The organism is Alteromonas sp. G4i13 (genome assembly GCF_054960505.1).
Genome location: NZ_JBHNYX010000021.1, coordinates 25,666 through 42,081, shown reverse-complemented (window position 1 = coordinate 42,081; position 16,416 = coordinate 25,666). Strand labels below are relative to the sequence as shown.

At 44.8% G+C, this 16,416-nt stretch carries 13 protein-coding genes and 1 tRNA gene; 10 read left to right on the top strand and 4 right to left on the bottom strand.

Features of this window, described 5'->3' with window-relative positions:
* Positions 1-8: 8 nt before the first annotated feature.
* Together leuS and ACFI6J_RS11910 are read right to left on the bottom strand one after the other, a co-directional pair.
* Complete coding sequence (leuS, locus tag ACFI6J_RS11915) at positions 9-2,612, bottom strand: leucine--tRNA ligase (protein WP_462586166.1); 2,604 nt, start codon at positions 2,610-2,612, stop codon at positions 9-11.
* 311 nt (positions 2,613-2,923) lie between these two features.
* Positions 2,924-3,541, bottom strand: coding sequence for an SRPBCC family protein (locus ACFI6J_RS11910; RefSeq protein WP_039229447.1), 618 nt, complete (start codon positions 3,539-3,541; stop codon positions 2,924-2,926).
* Positions 3,542-4,053: 512 nt separating this feature from the next.
* Between ACFI6J_RS11910 and ACFI6J_RS11905 the strand changes: the two genes are divergently transcribed.
* From ACFI6J_RS11905 to ACFI6J_RS11895, 3 genes are all read left to right on the top strand, one after another.
* A complete protein-coding gene (locus ACFI6J_RS11905) occupies positions 4,054-6,450 on the top strand; it encodes a Lon protease family protein (protein WP_462586165.1) in 2,397 nt (798 codons plus the stop codon).
* Between the two features lie 125 nt (positions 6,451-6,575).
* The gene (locus ACFI6J_RS11900) at positions 6,576-7,382 is read left to right on the top strand and encodes an alpha/beta fold hydrolase (RefSeq protein ID WP_278344096.1); all 807 of its coding nucleotides are present in this window, start codon (positions 6,576-6,578) and stop codon (positions 7,380-7,382) included.
* Complete coding sequence (locus ACFI6J_RS11895) at positions 7,379-8,293, top strand: GGDEF domain-containing protein (protein WP_278344097.1); 915 nt, start codon at positions 7,379-7,381, stop codon at positions 8,291-8,293. The genes ACFI6J_RS11900 and ACFI6J_RS11895 overlap by 4 nt, the downstream gene beginning before the upstream one ends.
* A 111-nt stretch (positions 8,294-8,404) precedes the next feature.
* On the opposite strand, the gene ACFI6J_RS11890 is transcribed toward ACFI6J_RS11895, so the two are convergent.
* Positions 8,405-9,181 (bottom strand): 3-hydroxyacyl-CoA dehydrogenase, encoded by a 777-nt coding sequence (locus ACFI6J_RS11890; protein WP_061094926.1) that lies wholly within the window; start codon positions 9,179-9,181, stop codon positions 8,405-8,407.
* A 114-nt stretch (positions 9,182-9,295) separates the two neighbouring features.
* On the bottom strand, positions 9,296-9,589 hold the full coding sequence (yhbY, locus tag ACFI6J_RS11885) for a ribosome assembly RNA-binding protein YhbY (RefSeq protein WP_014949363.1): 294 nt from the start codon (positions 9,587-9,589) through the stop codon (positions 9,296-9,298).
* 95 nt (positions 9,590-9,684) lie between these two features.
* On the opposite strand from yhbY, the gene rlmE reads away from it, so the two are divergent.
* From rlmE to ACFI6J_RS11850, 7 genes are all read left to right on the top strand, one after another.
* Positions 9,685-10,314, top strand: coding sequence for a 23S rRNA (uridine(2552)-2'-O)-methyltransferase RlmE (gene rlmE, locus ACFI6J_RS11880; RefSeq protein ID WP_014949364.1), 630 nt, complete (start codon positions 9,685-9,687; stop codon positions 10,312-10,314).
* A 101-nt stretch (positions 10,315-10,415) separates the two neighbouring features.
* Entirely contained in the window at positions 10,416-12,362 is a 1,947-nt protein-coding gene (ftsH, locus tag ACFI6J_RS11875; RefSeq protein WP_278344098.1) for an ATP-dependent zinc metalloprotease FtsH, read from the top strand.
* 340 nt (positions 12,363-12,702) lie between these two features.
* Positions 12,703-13,527: a dihydropteroate synthase gene (folP, locus tag ACFI6J_RS11870; RefSeq protein WP_039232715.1), complete on the top strand. Its 825-nt coding sequence runs from the start codon at positions 12,703-12,705 to the stop codon at positions 13,525-13,527.
* 9 nt (positions 13,528-13,536) lie between these two features.
* Complete coding sequence (gene glmM / locus ACFI6J_RS11865) at positions 13,537-14,880, top strand: phosphoglucosamine mutase (RefSeq protein ID WP_014949367.1); 1,344 nt, start codon at positions 13,537-13,539, stop codon at positions 14,878-14,880.
* A gap of 96 nt (positions 14,881-14,976) precedes the next feature.
* Positions 14,977-15,720 (top strand): triose-phosphate isomerase, encoded by a 744-nt coding sequence (gene tpiA, locus ACFI6J_RS11860; protein WP_039229431.1) that lies wholly within the window; start codon positions 14,977-14,979, stop codon positions 15,718-15,720.
* A gap of 10 nt (positions 15,721-15,730) precedes the next feature.
* Positions 15,731-16,144, top strand: a complete 414-nt coding sequence (gene secG / locus ACFI6J_RS11855; protein ID WP_278344101.1) for a preprotein translocase subunit SecG — start codon at positions 15,731-15,733, stop codon at positions 16,142-16,144.
* 9 nt (positions 16,145-16,153) lie between these two features.
* Positions 16,154-16,239, top strand: a tRNA-Leu gene (locus tag ACFI6J_RS11850).
* Positions 16,240-16,416: the final 177 nt, after the last annotated feature.

The following is a 16,416-nucleotide window of genomic DNA, read 5'->3' as shown; positions in this document are numbered from 1 at the left end:
TATCTGACCTAGTTAGCTACAATGTTTACAAGCTTGCCAGGCACAACAATCACTTTACGAATGGTTTTACCTTCGATGAATTGCTGAACGTTAGGCTGTTCTTTCGCAGATGCTTCAATGCTCTCTTTGCTAGCATCAGCAGCAATTGTCATCTTAGCACGAACCTTACCGTTAACCTGAACAATGATTAGCTTTTCGTCTTCAACCAATGCAGCTTTATCAGCTTGTGGCCAAGGTGCAAGGTCAATATCTTCGCTGTGACCCAACACTTTCCATAGCTCGTGAGCAATGTGCGGCGTAATTGGGTTTAGAAGCAACAAGATTGATTCACAGGCTTCGCGCATAATAGCGATGTCCTGCGCGTTGTCTTGTGGCGCTTTTTGAAGGTGGTTTAACAATTCCATCACCGCTGCTACCGCAGTGTTAAAGGTTTGACGACGGCCTAAGTCATCAGACACCTTTTCAATGGTCTTATGTACTTCACGGCGAAGTGCCTGTTGGTCTTTCGACAGTGCTTTAACGTCAATCGCTTCTGGCGTGCCTTTTTCAACGTGTTCTGTCACTAATTTCCAGATACGACGTAAGAAGCGGTTTGCTCCTTCAACACCAGAATCTACCCATTCAAGGGTTTGCTCCGGTGGCGCAGCGAACATGGTGAATAGACGCACTGTATCGGCACCGTATTGGTCGATAACTTCTTGTGGGTCTATACCGTTATTCTTCGACTTAGACATTTTCGTCATACCGCCATGAATAACTTCTTTGCCATCTGCTGTCAGCCATGCTTTAACAATACGGCCTTTGTCGTCTTTTTCAGTGCTTACTTCGGTAGGCGAGAACCAGGTTTTCTTACCCGACGCGTCTTCACGATAGTACGAGTCAGCTAATACCATGCCTTGACACAGCAAACGCTTGAACGGTTCATCAGAGTTTACCAAGCCTTCATCGCGTAACAACTTGTGGAAGAAACGCGAGTAAAGTAAGTGCAAGATAGCGTGCTCGATACCACCAATGTACTGATCTACTGGTAACCAGTAGTTAGCTGATGTTGGATCAAGCATGGCGTCGTTGTTAGTAGCACAGGCATAGCGCGCGTAGTACCACGATGACTCCATAAAGGTGTCGAAGGTATCCGTTTCACGTAACGCGGCTTCGCCATTGTATGTGGTTTTTGCCCACTCAGGGTCAGCTTTAATTGGCGAGGTAACGCCATTCATTTCTACGTCTTCAGGCAAAACAACCGGTAGTTGGTCAGCAGGAACCGGAACAGATTCACCGTTTTCCAAATTTAGCATTGGAATAGGTGCGCCCCAGTAGCGCTGACGGCTTACGCCCCAGTCACGAAGACGGTAATTTACTTTGCGCTTTCCACAGCCTTTGCTTTCAAGTTCATCAGCAATACCATTAAATGCGGCATCGAACTCAAGACCGTCGAACTTAGCTGAATTGATCAAGCTACCTTTTTCAGTAAATGCAGAGGCGGTAAGGTCGCACTTATCTTCATCACCTGCGTTTGGCGCAATGACTTGTTGAATAGGTAGGTTGTATTTAGTCGCAAATTCCCAATCGCGCTGGTCGTGGCCAGGAACAGCCATTACCGCGCCTGAACCGTAGTCCATCAACACGAAGTTAGCGACCCAAATTGGAAGCTTTTCACCGGTTAGTGGGTGAACAACCTCAAAACCCGTGGCGAAACCTTTCTTCTCCATGGTTGCTAATTCAGCTTCAGCAACTTTGGTGTTTTTACATTCGTCGATAAATGCCGCTAAATCTGGGTTCGATTTTGCTGCGAATTCGGCAAGAGGGTGCTGCGCAGCCACTGCAACGTAAGTAACGCCGTAGAAGGTATCTGGGCGCGTGGTATATACCGTCAAATCGGCAATGTCGTTAACCGCTGACGCTAAATCGAAGGTAATTTCAACACCTTCAGAGCGGCCAATCCAGTTTGCCTGCATTGCGCGTACTTGGTCTGGCCATTCTTCAAGCTGTTCTAAGTCTTGTAAAAGTTCTTCGGCGTAGTCAGTAATTTTAATAAACCACTGAGGGATCTCTTTTTGCTCAACCAGCGCACCAGAGCGCCATCCACGACCGTCGATTACCTGCTCGTTAGCCAAAACAGTTTGGTCTACAGGGTCCCAGTTCACAGTAGAGTTTTTCTTGTAAACAAGACCTTTTTCGTAAAGACGTGTGAAGAACCACTGTTCCCAGCGATAGTAATCTGATTTACATGTAGTTACTTCGCGATCCCAGTCGTAACCGAAACCCAACGAGCGAAGTTGGTTTTTCATGTAATCAATATTTGAGTATGTCCATTTCGCAGGTGCAGTGTTGTTGTTAATTGCTGCGTTTTCAGCCGGAAGACCAAAAGCATCCCAACCCATAGGCTGCAATACATTTTTACCCTGCATGCGCTGGAAACGGCTGATCACGTCACCAATGGTGTAGTTGCGCACGTGGCCCATGTGAAGTCGGCCACTAGGGTATGGGAACATAGACAGGCAGTAGAACTTTTCTTTTTCTACGTCGTCATTTGCTTTAAACGATTGGTTTTCTTCCCAGTATTGCTGAACGCGTTGTTCAATGTCTTTCGGATTGTACTGATTATCGGCCATGAAACTTAGGCTTCCGCATTAAAAGTTAAAACGTTTATGGGGCGGCATAAGGCGAGTTTGTAGCAACGCCAACTAACCGCGCGTGGGATTCACCCACTTAACATACATATAGCCCAATAGAATAACCCAGCGCTAAGCCATGCCTCAATAGCTTAACACCGAACTTGGCAATATTTATTGTTGCTTGCTTGAAAAGTGAGCATTAATGACACAGTTTACGTCGATTGAACACCAGAACTCGCCCCATTTGCTCATCTTACTTTCTCTTGGCGCCATCTTATCTTGTCGATAAACAGGCCCCGGTGTCGCATCTAATTATTGTCACTAAACGCAGTTAGCGCATTTAGTTGTTGCGCCTGCACTTTGTCTACTACTCGAACTAAATTGGCGGCGTCTTCGTTAGATGCTTTTTGGCCATTAAAGTGAATATTGCCTGAGGCGTGGTAGGTAAGGGTGACTTTAGTTTTCGGTATGCGACCGTCTTGTGTGTTTGCATCCGATGAAGTGCTCGATGCTATTGTGCTGAATTCCCATGTCAGTGCACCTGACATACCCATCTCTTGAAGCGGGCCTAAGCCACCTGTCATCACCACTTTTTTGTTCGGTTCAACATAGCTTACCTGCATATGCGCTGCACTCGCCGTGTCTGTCGTTTCACAGAAACAGCCACCAGCCTGCTCATCTATGCGCAAAGCACCTTTCCACCATGTGTGGTCTTTCGGCCACCACATATCCACATGTTGAATAAAATGAGAGTACACGACTTCAACTGGCGCATAGCTTTCACTCTCATTGGTAATAGAAAACCCTGAGTTATCTGCATAGTTTACGTTAGCGATACTCATTGAAGAAAATGCCGTACCCAGAAAGGTAGCAAGGAAAGAGGAGGTGAGCAGAAGGGTTGAGCGAGTTTTCAATTTTTTTGTCATTGTTATTACCCTGTTTTTGTTCATTGGTTATTGCGCGCGAAACCTGGTCTCGTCGCCAAAACGAATTTCGGTTCTTGTGTTTTCTAAGGTAATTGAAAGCAACTTGCGTTGCTACCTACTTTAAAGCCTTACTGTTACAGGATTCTTCAGAGCTTTGTCTTGACCACATTGTCCTTACGGCTCAGACCTTGGCGCGCTTTTCTTAACGCTGTGATTTTAATGCTCTGATCCAAATTATGCGGCAGAAATAAATGCAGCGGTTAAATTGAAGTAAATTCTTTCGTACTTAACTCCTTTTCGGCTTTTATTAGATGCTACACCTTGTGTCGCAAGGTATCAGTTCTAATGAAGACCACAAAAAGCTCGTAGTGCTTGCCAATTCCTCTCTAAAATCATGAAGGTGGTTGTTTGTTGTGCAATTAGCGATGCAAAGCTGCCTTATTCAGGATAAGCGTTTGACACTAATGTTAATTAGGGTTTCACTTAAGTAAAGAAACAAAGATAGAACAGACATGTCTGTAGACAGTAAATTATATGCGTTAGATGTAGACGCGCTTTCACCTACCATAAATCGCCGAGCGATAAACAGTGCCTTAAAAGATGATGAAGCGCTAAATGCGACCTTCATTGGGCAAGAGCGTGCGCGTGAAGCACTTACGTTTGGGTTAGGTATTAACACCAAAGGCTATAATCTTTACGTGATGGGTGAGCCCGCTACGGGGCGCTTCACTCTAGTGAAGGATTACATTGAACGCCAAGTTGCCCAGCTACCGGCGCCTGATGATTGTTGTTATATCAACAATTTTGACGAAGAGCGCGAACCTGTTGCGCTAAAATTTCCTCCCGGTGGTGGGAAAGCATTCCACAAGGACATGGCTGCGCTTATTGACGATGTCTTAGACTCACTGCCCATTGCTTTTGATAACCCGGGATATCAGCGCCGTCGCGCGTCAATTTCCAGAGAGTTCGAGCAAAAGTACGATGCGGCTATCGATGCGGTAGAGCGTTACGCACAAGCGAATGATGTTGCGCTGTACGAAGAGGGCGGCTCTATTACGTTTTCACCTATCGTTAACGGCAAGCCAATAAGTGACACAGAGTTTGCGTCATTATCTGATGCACAACGGGAAGGGTTTTATACTCTTATTGACGAGCTAGAAAATAGGTTAAGCGAAGGTCTGTTAAGCCTACCTACGTGGAAACGCGAAAACTCTGAGCGTCTGCGTGAGCTTGACAAAAAGACCGCAGAGCAGGGAATTAAGCCGCTGCTAAAAGTGCTTGAACACAAATACGCATCTGAGCTAGGGGTAATGAAGTACCTCAAGCAGCTTAAAACTGCATTAGTCAATGCTATCTTAGTCATTCACAGTGAAGAGCAGAAAGAAGAGAAGAGTGATGACTTCGACAAGAAGGTATTTTTAGAAGAGCAATTTCTTCCTAACGTTTTGGTGTCGAATAAACTCGATGACGCAGCCCCTGTTATTTATGAGCCGAACCCTACTTATCAAAATTTGTTTGGCAAAATAGAGTACACCAACATTCACGGCAGCGTGTTTACCAACTATCGCATGATTCAGCCGGGTGCGCTCCATCGTGCAAATGGCGGTTATTTGTTGTTGGATGTCGACCAACTTATTGAACAACCTTTCGTGTGGGATACTCTTAAGCTTGCCATCAAGTCACAGCGCTTGCGCATGGACTTACCCCAGCAAGATGTGGGTATGGTGAACAATATTACGCTCAATCCACAGCCCATCGACTTAAATGTGAAAATCGTTCTGTTAGGCTCGCGTGATTTATACTACACGCTGCAAGATTACGATGACGAGTTTGATGAACTGTTTAGAGTGTTGGTGGATTTTGATTTGGAAATTCCCGTCACCAGACAGGCGCTTTTTGATTTCGTGGGCAAAGTACGTGCGCATCTTATTCAGTTAGGACTTAAAGGCATTACCGCTAACGCGATGTGCAGGCTAGTTGAGTACTCGTTAAGAATGGCTGAACATAAAGAAAAGCTATCTGCGCACTTCGCTGAAGTTATCGAGCTAGTTAATGAAGCCTATTATTTCTGCCAGAAATCTAATGCCGACACGCTAGAACTTGATCATTTAAAAACAGCATTAAGTGCCAAGAAGCGTCGCACCGGCCGTGTCAGCCAAACACTATTAAACGATATTAAAGAAGGGCACGTGCTTATTGCCACTGAAGGAAAAGCGGTAGGCAAAGTAAACGGGTTAACGGTATTGGATATTGGTGACACTGCATTTGGTACGCCTGCACGCATTACGTCTACTGTATTTGCCGGCGCAAGTGGTGTCGTTGATATTGAGCGTGAGGTAGAGCTTGGACAGCCTATTCACTCAAAAGGCGTTATGTTGCTAAACGGCTACTTGGGCAACAAGTATGCCCAGCATTTCCCGTTAACCCTATCGGCAAATATAGCGCTAGAGCAGTCATACGGACATATTGATGGCGATAGTGCATCCCTTGGTGAACTGGTTGCGCTTATCTCTGCGTTGACTGAAATCCCTTGCTTACAAACCTTGGCTATCACGGGTTCCATAAACCAGTATGGTGAAGTGCAAGCGGTTGGCGGTGTGAACGAAAAGATAGAAGGTTTTTTCGACTTGTGCCAACACCGCGGCCTTACCGGTACGCAGGGCGTGATTATTCCTAAATCAAATGCGATTAATTTGGTATTAGATGCCACCGTTATCGACGCAGTGAAAAAAGGGCTGTTCCATATTTACACTGTAGAGACCGTTGATGATGCGCTATCTATTTTGATGGAACAGGAAGCGGGTAAAATAAGTAGTAAAGGTCGTTACCCCAAAAATTCAATCAATTACCATGCCGTGAATCGTTTATACAATATTGCGTTAATTGTGAATGGTGGGGAAGGTGAGTGAAATTACGTTAATCTGTCCTAAGAATTTCGTTATACTCTGTTAATTAATTGAAGTGTAGTTCGGCGCTGTCGTTCAAATTTATTACTTCTTCACGCTAAGAACTAAACAACAATTGAGGTGCAACCATGCAAACTTCCCAAAGTGTAGAGGCGAGGAACAACGTAAAGATATGTGGTTCAGGAAGTACTATCATTATGTTGGCACACGGCTTTGGCTGTGATCAAAAAATGTGGCGACATCTACTACCTTACCTCGATGATAAATATACAGTGATACTGTTTGACTATGTTGGATGTGGCGCCTCTGACTTTGCAGCCTACGACAAGGTCCGTTACTCTTCGCTAGCTGGCTACGCTCAGGACGTACTTGAAATTTGTGAGGCGTTGAACTTAACTAAGGTCAATTTTATCGGTCATTCAGTAAGTAGCATGATTGGCATGCACGCTGCCATTCAGTCTCCAGATACCTTCTCAAAACTCACAATGATATGCCCTTCTCCTTGTTTTCTGAATTTTCCACCTGATTATGAAGGCGGTTTTGAGAAAGAAGATTTGGAGGAGTTAATTAATCTCATGGATAAAAACTATGTGGGTTGGGCTAATTATTTGGCGCCTTTAGTAATGGGTCAAGATAGCGATGCCAGCTTAACTCAGGAGCTTGAAACGAGTTTTTGTTCTACTGACCCGAAGTATGCTAAGCCTTTTGCTAAAGCCACGTTTTTTGCTGACGACAGAGCGCTACTTTCTAAACTTACCCTTCCCACACTTATTTTGCAGAGCAAACACGACAATCTAGCCTCAACAGCTGTCGGTAACTATATGAATCAAATAATTCCTAATGCTCAGCTTGAAATCGTTGATGCCCATGGGCATTGTTTACATATGACGAACCCATTGACTGTCTCTTCAATCGTGCAGGAGTTTGTCCGTTGAATGAGTGGAAAGAGGAAGATTTTCCCTGCCTATTATTAAAATCTCATATCGAAACGACGGAAATAACATGGCTAAACCCATTTGCTTATTCCTTCCTTGGTTTAACACGCCCTGTTGAAGCTAAAATAGCCAATATCCTATCGAAAGCGAGCTTAATATTTTATGAAAGCTACATAAAGCCGATAATCCTCGCTAATGGAAAATATTTAGAGGTACAAATAACGTTGATTTCTGATGCGGGAAGACGTGTTCCCGCCGTAGCGAATTTAACGGTTACAGGCAACATCGTTTACTGGGCTATTTACGTAGCCGAGGAGAGAGATAAGCTTTATCAGGAACTTTTGGAAGCCAGAGACCTCCTTGAAAAAAAGACGGAAGAGTTAACTGCAGTGAGTCGCAGAGACTCTCTGACCCCCCTGCTTAATCGTCGAGCTGCTAAAGAGGACATCAACGCATTGATAGTCCAATCTTCATGCGCCTTTTTTCCGCTATCTTTCTTGCTGTTAGATATTGATTTTTTTAAAAATATCAACGACTCATTTGGTCACAAAGTCGGCGATAGGGTACTTATCAACCTTTCAAAAGTTATTCTTGGGCAGGTGCGCGAGACAGACGTTGTAGCGAGGTGGGGAGGAGAAGAGTTTTTGATTGTACTCTACCAAGCGACGTTCGAATCTATTAAATGTTTTAGTGAAAGACTGCATAGCGCTATTAGTACTATTTTATTGCCCGATGGAAGGCCTATAACCGTGAGTATAGGTGGATCGGTGCTAGATAAAAACGGATTAGCACAATCTGATGTGATTGCGTCTCAATTGCTCAAAGCGGATAAGGCGCTGTATTCAGCAAAGCAAAATCAAAAAGGGCACACAAGGATAATGGACGAGTCTGGTGAGTTTATCGTTGTCTGAATCGCTGCAGCAAAATTTTTCCCTTATGAATGTAGAATTAAAAAATTTTATTTAAACAGCTAATAACTAAAAAAGGGAGCGATAAGCTCCCTTGATGGCAAAACCTCGCAACTATTTAGGTGGCATGCGTAAACCACCATCTAGTCGGATGGTCTCACCATTCAAGTAACTGTTGTTTGCCATATGAATAACCAGTTTTGCAAACTCTTCAGGTAGGCCAAGGCGCTTAGGAAACTGAACGTTAGCAGAAAGGGCGTCTTGCACCTTTTCTGGCATAGCAAGTAGCATTGGCGTGCCCATTACACCCGGCGCAATGGTGTTAACACGAATACCCAACGGGGCTAAGTCTCGAGCCATTGGAAGAGTTAGGCCGATAATACCACCTTTACTCGCAGCATAAGCGGTTTGCCCTATTTGACCTTCGTAGCCAGCAACTGAAGCAGTGTTTACGATAAGACCGCGTTCGCCTTCCTCGCTAATTGGCGATTGCTTTGCCATCGTCGCTGCAACTAAGCGAGAAACATTAAAGCTTCCTACTAAGTTAATATCGATAGTTTTCTGGAAGTCACCCAACGGCGCCGGATTGCCTTCTTTGTCGAGCAGTCGCTTAGCTGGTGCGATGCCTGCACAGTTAACCACTAAAGAAATGGCGCCAAACCTTTCGGTTGTCGCGTCTATAGCTGCTTGAACAGAAGTTTCATCGCGTACATCGACTTTGGTGAAAAGTGTGTTGTTTTTGCCTAATTCTTCTACGCGCTGTGCGCCAAGCTCTTCATTTAAGTCGAAAAGGCTGACGTTAGCACCTGCATCTCGAAGTGCGATAGCAGTGGCGTGACCAAGTCCGGAACAACCGCCAGTAACAATGGCAGTAAGATTATTTAGCGTCATAGATTTCCCTTAAACCCTAGTTTTTCACTATTATTAAAGTGATGTTAACGGGAAGTAAGAAGAAAAACTACGGTGCCGACGGGGATCGGCACCTTATATTCGGTTATTTTGCAGCTATTTTGGCAACTGAATTTTACAGTCTTCGCTTTGACGGTAGATAATTAGCGTGTGGCCGATTACCTGTAGCTTAACTGAGTTTGTTTCACGAACAATGGCATCCATGATTAGCGCTTTTTCTTCGCGATCGTCTGTTGGCACCTTAACTTTAATTAATTCGTGATGGCTAAGGGCGTTGTCAATTTCGGCAACCACACCTTCTGTCAGGCCGTTCCCACCTAGCTGCACAACAGGTTTTAAAGGGTGTGCAAGGCCTTTTAGGAATTGTTTCTGTTTATTTGAAAGTTTCATGAAGTAATATTTCTTACAATTAATCTGTTAGTTTATGCTTGAAATAACGTATTCTAACGCCATCTTCTCTACAATCCTAATGACATTGTATTGGAATGACAAAAAAGAAACACTCCGCCAGCAGTAAACGCTGGCTACAAGAACACGTTAACGACCATTATGTGCAAAAAGCAAATAAGGAAGGTTGGCGCTCGCGAGCTATCTATAAACTGGAAGAAATTCAGAAAAAAGATAAGCTTATTAAACCAGGAATGACACTTGTAGACCTTGGTGCTGCACCGGGGGGCTGGTCACAGCTAGCCGCACAGCTCGTTGGCGACAATGGTCAAGTTATCGCGTGCGATATTTTGCCCATGGACCCAATCGTGGGCGTAGACTTTTTACAAGGTGATTTCAGAGAGGACGCTGTTCTCGACGCACTATTGAACAGAATCGGTGGGAACACCGTAGATATTGTGTTGTCTGATATGGCACCGAACCTTGCAGGTAACGCGTCGGTTGACCAATCTCGCTCTATGTATCTTTGCGAACTAGCGCTTGATATGTGTCACCAAGTGTTAAAGCCTGGTGGTTCGTTTGTCATAAAGGTGTTCCAAGGTGAGGGGTTTGTTGAGTTCATGAACGCACTTAAACAATCTTTCACAACCATAAAGACGCGTAAGCCTGACTCGTCCAGATCACGTTCGCGAGAGGTGTATTTGGTGGCTTGTGGGTATAAAGTGTAGTACGCTTTGAGATAAGCGGTTTTCGTTGCGAGTTGTGTCGTTTATTCAATAAACAACTTGTTGAATATACAAGCAATTCGGGTTTATAGAGGTTAGTAGCATTGAGCGATATGGCAAAAAATTTAATCTTATGGTTAGTCATCGCCGTTGTTTTAATGTCGGTTTTCCAGAGCTTTTCACCGAGTGAATCGTCTCGTTCGCAAACTGACTACACAACGTTTTTGAGAGAAGCAGAACAGGGAAATATTCGAGAAGTTCGCATCAATAATAGTGGCGAAATTCGAGGTACTAAGCGTTCAGGCGAAACTTTCCAAACATTCGTACCTTACTTCGATGACAAGTTAATTTCTGACTTGGTTAAGAACGACGTAAGAGTGTACGGTGAACCACCAGAAGAGCAGTCTCTTCTGACGTCTATTTTCATTTCATGGTTCCCCATGTTACTGCTTATTGGTGTGTGGATTTTCTTCATGCGTCAAATGCAAGGTGGTGGCGGCCGTGGCGCTATGTCATTCGGTAAGAGCAAAGCTCGCCTACTTGGTGAAGACCAGATTAAGACAACATTTGCTGACGTAGCAGGCTGTGACGAAGCGAAAGAAGATGTATCTGAATTGGTAGACTTCCTGCGCGATCCGTCTAAGTTCCAAAAACTAGGTGGTAAAATTCCGAAGGGCGTACTAATGGTAGGTCCTCCTGGTACGGGTAAAACTTTGCTTGCAAAAGCGATTGCCGGCGAAGCGAAAGTACCATTCTTTACTATCTCGGGTTCTGACTTCGTTGAAATGTTCGTGGGTGTAGGTGCATCTCGTGTGCGTGACATGTTCGAGCAAGCGAAAAAAGCGGCGCCTTGTATTATCTTTATCGATGAAATCGATGCGGTAGGCCGTCAACGTGGTGCTGGTCTAGGTGGTGGTCACGACGAACGTGAACAAACCCTTAACCAGATGCTTGTTGAAATGGACGGCTTTGAAGGTCATGAAGGTATTATCGTTATTGCGGCAACTAACCGTCCTGACGTACTAGACCCTGCGCTTCTTCGTCCTGGTCGTTTTGACCGTCAAGTAGTGGTTGGTCTTCCTGACATCCGCGGCCGTGAACAAATTCTTAAGGTTCATATTCGCAAAGTGCCAGTGGCTGATAACGTAGAACCGTCAGTTATTGCTCGCGGTACACCAGGTTTCTCAGGTGCTGACCTTGCTAACCTAGTAAACGAAGCTGCGTTATTCGCTGCTCGCGGCAACAAGCGCCTTGTTTCTATGGAAGAGTTTGAGAAAGCGAAAGACAAAATCATGATGGGCTCTGAGCGTAAGTCTATGGTGATGTCTGAGCCTGAAAAAGAAATGACAGCGTATCACGAAGCGGGTCACGCTATCGTAGGTCGCTTAGTGCCAGAGCACGATCCGGTATACAAAGTGTCAATCATTCCACGCGGTCGCGCGCTGGGTGTGACCATGTACTTACCAGAGCAAGACCGAGTGAGCCACTCTAAACAGCACTTAGAAAGTATGATTTCTAGCTTGTTTGGTGGGCGTATTGCTGAAGCCATTATTTATGGTGACGACAAAGTAACAACGGGTGCATCTAACGACATCGAACGCGCAACTGAAATTGCACGTAAGATGGTGACCCAATGGGGCTTGTCGAGCAAAATGGGTCCAATGCTTTACGCTGAAGACGAAGGTGAAGTGTTCCTAGGCAAGTCTATGTCTAAGGCAACAAATATGTCTGATGACACAGCACGTGCCATTGATGCGGAAATTAAGTCACTGATTGACCGCAACTACGAGCGCGCTCAAAAGATCCTTGAAGACAACATCGATATTTTACATTCAATGAAAGACGCACTGATGAAGTACGAAACCATTGATGCTAAGCAAATTGATGATCTGATGAACCGCACTGACGTTCGTCCTCCTGCTGACTGGGATGACAGCAAGCCATCGGGTGGCGATAAGCCAAGTGGTGGTGCGCCGGTTCGCGAAGGTGAAATTAAAAATGACGGTGTAGACAAACCGTCGGTAGGTAAGCCGGGCGATATTCCAAGCTAACCTTCTACATCCATTGAAAAACGCCAGTTTAACTGGCGTTTTTTGTTAGAGCTGATTGATTTTAACCTGGGAATTTGACTTACAGTTTATGTCACGGTGTCAGCTGAGTTATTTATTTCGTTACGCTTTACACTGTTCTTTGCAAAGAACAATGAAAAAATCACGGCGAAGAACTAACCAAAGAATTCAGCAAGCAACAAGGCAAAGAGCATGCATTTTTAAGTAGGTTTCATTGCTAACACAGCGGATCAAAATCAGTTTGCTTTATAGCTTCATTTCTCAACATATTTTCTGTCTAAGAAATACGGTAATTTCAAAATAAAGATAATGCAGGTAATTCATGCAGTTTGGTAAGTACTTCATAGATCTGTCACAGCCTCAGGTAATGGGCATTTTAAATGTTACTCCTGATTCATTTTCTGACGGCGGCAAGCACACAAATGTATCTCAAGCCCTTGACCATGCGCTTCGCATGATTGAAGAAGGGGCAACTTTTATTGATATAGGTGGTGAATCGACAAGGCCAGGCGCGCCCGACGTATCGCTGCAGGAAGAGCTTGACCGCACAATACCCGTTATTGAAGCCGTAGCTAAAAATACCCCATGTGTTATTTCTATTGATACCAGCAAGGCTGACGTTATGCGGGAAGCGGTGAAAGCCGGCGCGGGGCTAATCAACGATGTACGCGCGTTACAAGAGCCTGGTGCATTGCAAGTAGCAGCTGAAGCACAAGTACCTGTTTGTTTAATGCATATGCAGGGGCAACCCAGAACCATGCAGCAAAGCCCTGAGTATGATGATGTAGTGAATGATGTGGGTCAGTTTCTACTCGCGCGCACCAAAGTGTGTGAAGAAGCGGGCATTGCTAAAGACAAGATTTTGTTCGACCCTGGCTACGGTTTCGGAAAGTCACTGGAACACAATTATACGCTGGTGAAACACTTGCCATCGCTTATGAAGCTGGGTTACCCAGTGTTAGTAGGCATGTCTCGCAAGTCGATGATTGGCAATTTGCTAAATAGAAAAGTGGATGAGCGCTTGGCGGGAAGCATAAGCCTCGCTACAATTGTCGCCCAAATGGGCGCACAGATAATTCGCGTTCACGACGTGAAAGAAACAGCTGATGCTGTCAATATCGTGAAAATGCTGAATTCAGTAAAATAAGGAATAATAATGACGCAGCGCAAATATTTCGGCACCGACGGTATCCGCGGAAAGGTAGGCGAGAGCAATATCAACCCAGAGTTTGTTACAAAACTCGGGTGGGCAGCAGGTAAGGTCCTTGCCGGACGAGGGACGAACAAAGTACTTATTGGTAAAGACACGCGTATTTCTGGCTACATGCTAGAGTCGTCTTTAGAGGCTGGTTTATCGGCTGCTGGTATCAATATCGGCTTGCTAGGCCCCATGCCAACGCCAGCCATTGCTTATCTCACCAAAACATTTCGCTCAGAAGCAGGGATAGTGATTAGTGCGTCACATAATCCGTTTTATGACAACGGCATTAAATTTTTCTCAGCGCAAGGCTTTAAGCTTGATGATGATATCGAATTAGCGATTGAAGATATGCTTGAGCGTCCAATGACATGTGTGGCATCTGATAAGCTGGGTAAGGCCACGCGTATAAACGACGCTGCGGGTCGTTATATTGAGTTTTGTAAGGGGACATTCCCTTCAGAATTATCGCTGACAGATCTTAAAATTGTTGTGGACTGCGCACATGGCGCAACGTATCACATTGCCCCCAATGTATTGAGAGAGTTAGGTGCTACGGTTATCGAACTTGGTACAGCGCCTAACGGCTTAAACATTAACGACGGTGTGGGCGCAACCTCAATGGATGCGATTGTTGAAAAGGTTAAGGAGACCGGCGCTGATCTTGGCTTTGCCCTAGACGGCGATGGCGATCGCATTATGATGGTAGACCACCTTGGTAATGTGCTTGATGGTGACCAGATTGTTTACATCATTGCCCGCGACGCGCTTAAGAACGGCAAAATGCAGGGTGGTGTCGTTGGCACGTTGATGAGCAATTTAGGCCTTGAAAATGCGTTGTCAAAGCTTGGTGTTCCTTTCGCAAGAAGTAATGTTGGCGACCGTTATGTGATGGAGCTGCTACAGCAAAAAGGCTGGTCTATTGGCGGTGAAAACTCTGGTCATGTTCTCAATCTTAATATGAGCTCTACGGGTGACGGTATTGTAGCTGGGCTTCAAGTGCTTGCCGCAATGCTTCGTTCGCACATGGACTTACACGACTTAGCAAGTGGGTTTGAAATGTACCCGCAAACGCTAGTTAACGTGAGGTACGCTAACCAAGAAGTGGATTATTTAGCACACAGCAATGTACAAAATGCTAAGAAAGAGGCTGAGTCTGCGTTAGGTAAAACGGGCAGGGTACTTCTACGTAAAAGTGGTACTGAGCCGTTAATTCGTGTGATGGTTGAGTCGAATGACGAAAGCCAATCTCACAAATGGGCAGAGCATATTGCTGAAACTGTTCGTAATCTCGCCAATTAGTTGGCGTAGCAGGAAATTTTGCTTTTTGTGCTTGTATCTTCTCAATTAAATAGTTAATATCACGCCCGCTTTGAAGACAGGGCTAAGGTCTGCGTTGTGAGTAAAAATCTTAGAAAGCCATTCGTGGCTGGCAACTGGAAAATGAACGGAAATTTGGCATTAGTTGCTGAATTTAATCAAAAACTGGCGAATGTAAAAGCTGATTCGGAAATCGTAATTTGCGCTCCTTCACTTCTTTTACACGCATTTGAAACCCATTCGTTTGCCATTGGTGCTCAAAACGTAAGTCATCTTAATAACGGCGCTCACACTGGTGAGTTGTCAGTTGAAATGCTTAAAGAAGCAGGTTGCGGTTACGCAATTGTTGGGCATTCAGAAAGACGAGAAGACCAAGGCGAGTCAAGCGAACTTGTTGCATTAAAGGCAAAGCAATGTGTTTCTTCAGGTGTTGTACCCATCATTTGTGTAGGTGAGCCACTTGAAGTGAGAGAAGCAGGTGATGTTGAATCGTTTGTTGGCGAGCAACTAGATGCACTAGTTAGCGCCATGTCGGTAGACGAACTCAGCAAAACTGTTATTGCATACGAGCCGATTTGGGCAATTGGTACTGGTAAAACAGCCAGCCCTGAGCAAGCACAAGAAGTACACGAATTTATTCGCGGCTACTTTAATAAAGTAGACGCACAATTGGCTCAAGGCCTTCGTATTTTGTACGGTGGTAGTGTTAAGCCAGATAATGCTGAAACCCTATTTGCACAGAAAGATGTAGATGGCGGTTTAATTGGCGGAGCCAGTTTAAAAGCTGAAGATTTTATTTCAATTTGCCAAGCGGCAAACTGACGAGGTATTTATGATTTACGAAGTGCTATTAGTAGCATACCTAATTGTAGCGCTATTACTTATTGGATTTGTATTGATCCAACAAGGTAAAGGTGCAGATATGGGCGCTTCATTTGGCTCAGGCGGTTCAAACACTGTTTTCGGTTCATCAGGTTCGGGTAACTTCATGACTCGTACGACCGCTATATTAGCAGGCTTGTTCTTCTTAATTAGCCTTTCTTTGGGTGCAATGACTGCAAACCGTGAAAGCGCAGAAGATGAGTGGAACAACCTAGAAGTTCCAGCGACAGTAGAAGAGCCAGTAGAGCTACCAGCTGATCAAGACGTACCAGTTATTGAAGGTGCAGCTCAAAGTGATGTTCCTGTTGTTGAAAGCGATGTGACAGACGTACCAAAGTCTGACGACGCTGAAGGTTCAAACTAAAAAGTTTTCGCGGAAGTGGTGGAATTGGTAGACACGCCATCTTGAGGGGGTGGTGAGCATAGCTCGTGCGGGTTCAAGTCCCGCTTTCCGCACCAAATAAATGTAAAGGCCGGCGCAATGCTGGCCTTTTCTGTTTTTACACCGTGAAATTCTTGTTAAGGTGACCCTGTACGCCCACTTTTAACTGGCCTTGTTAATTGTAACAAAGCGTTAAAATCTAAAATTTACAGGATGTTATGTCTGTTCCTATTTTTATTATTCAGCTATGCTTT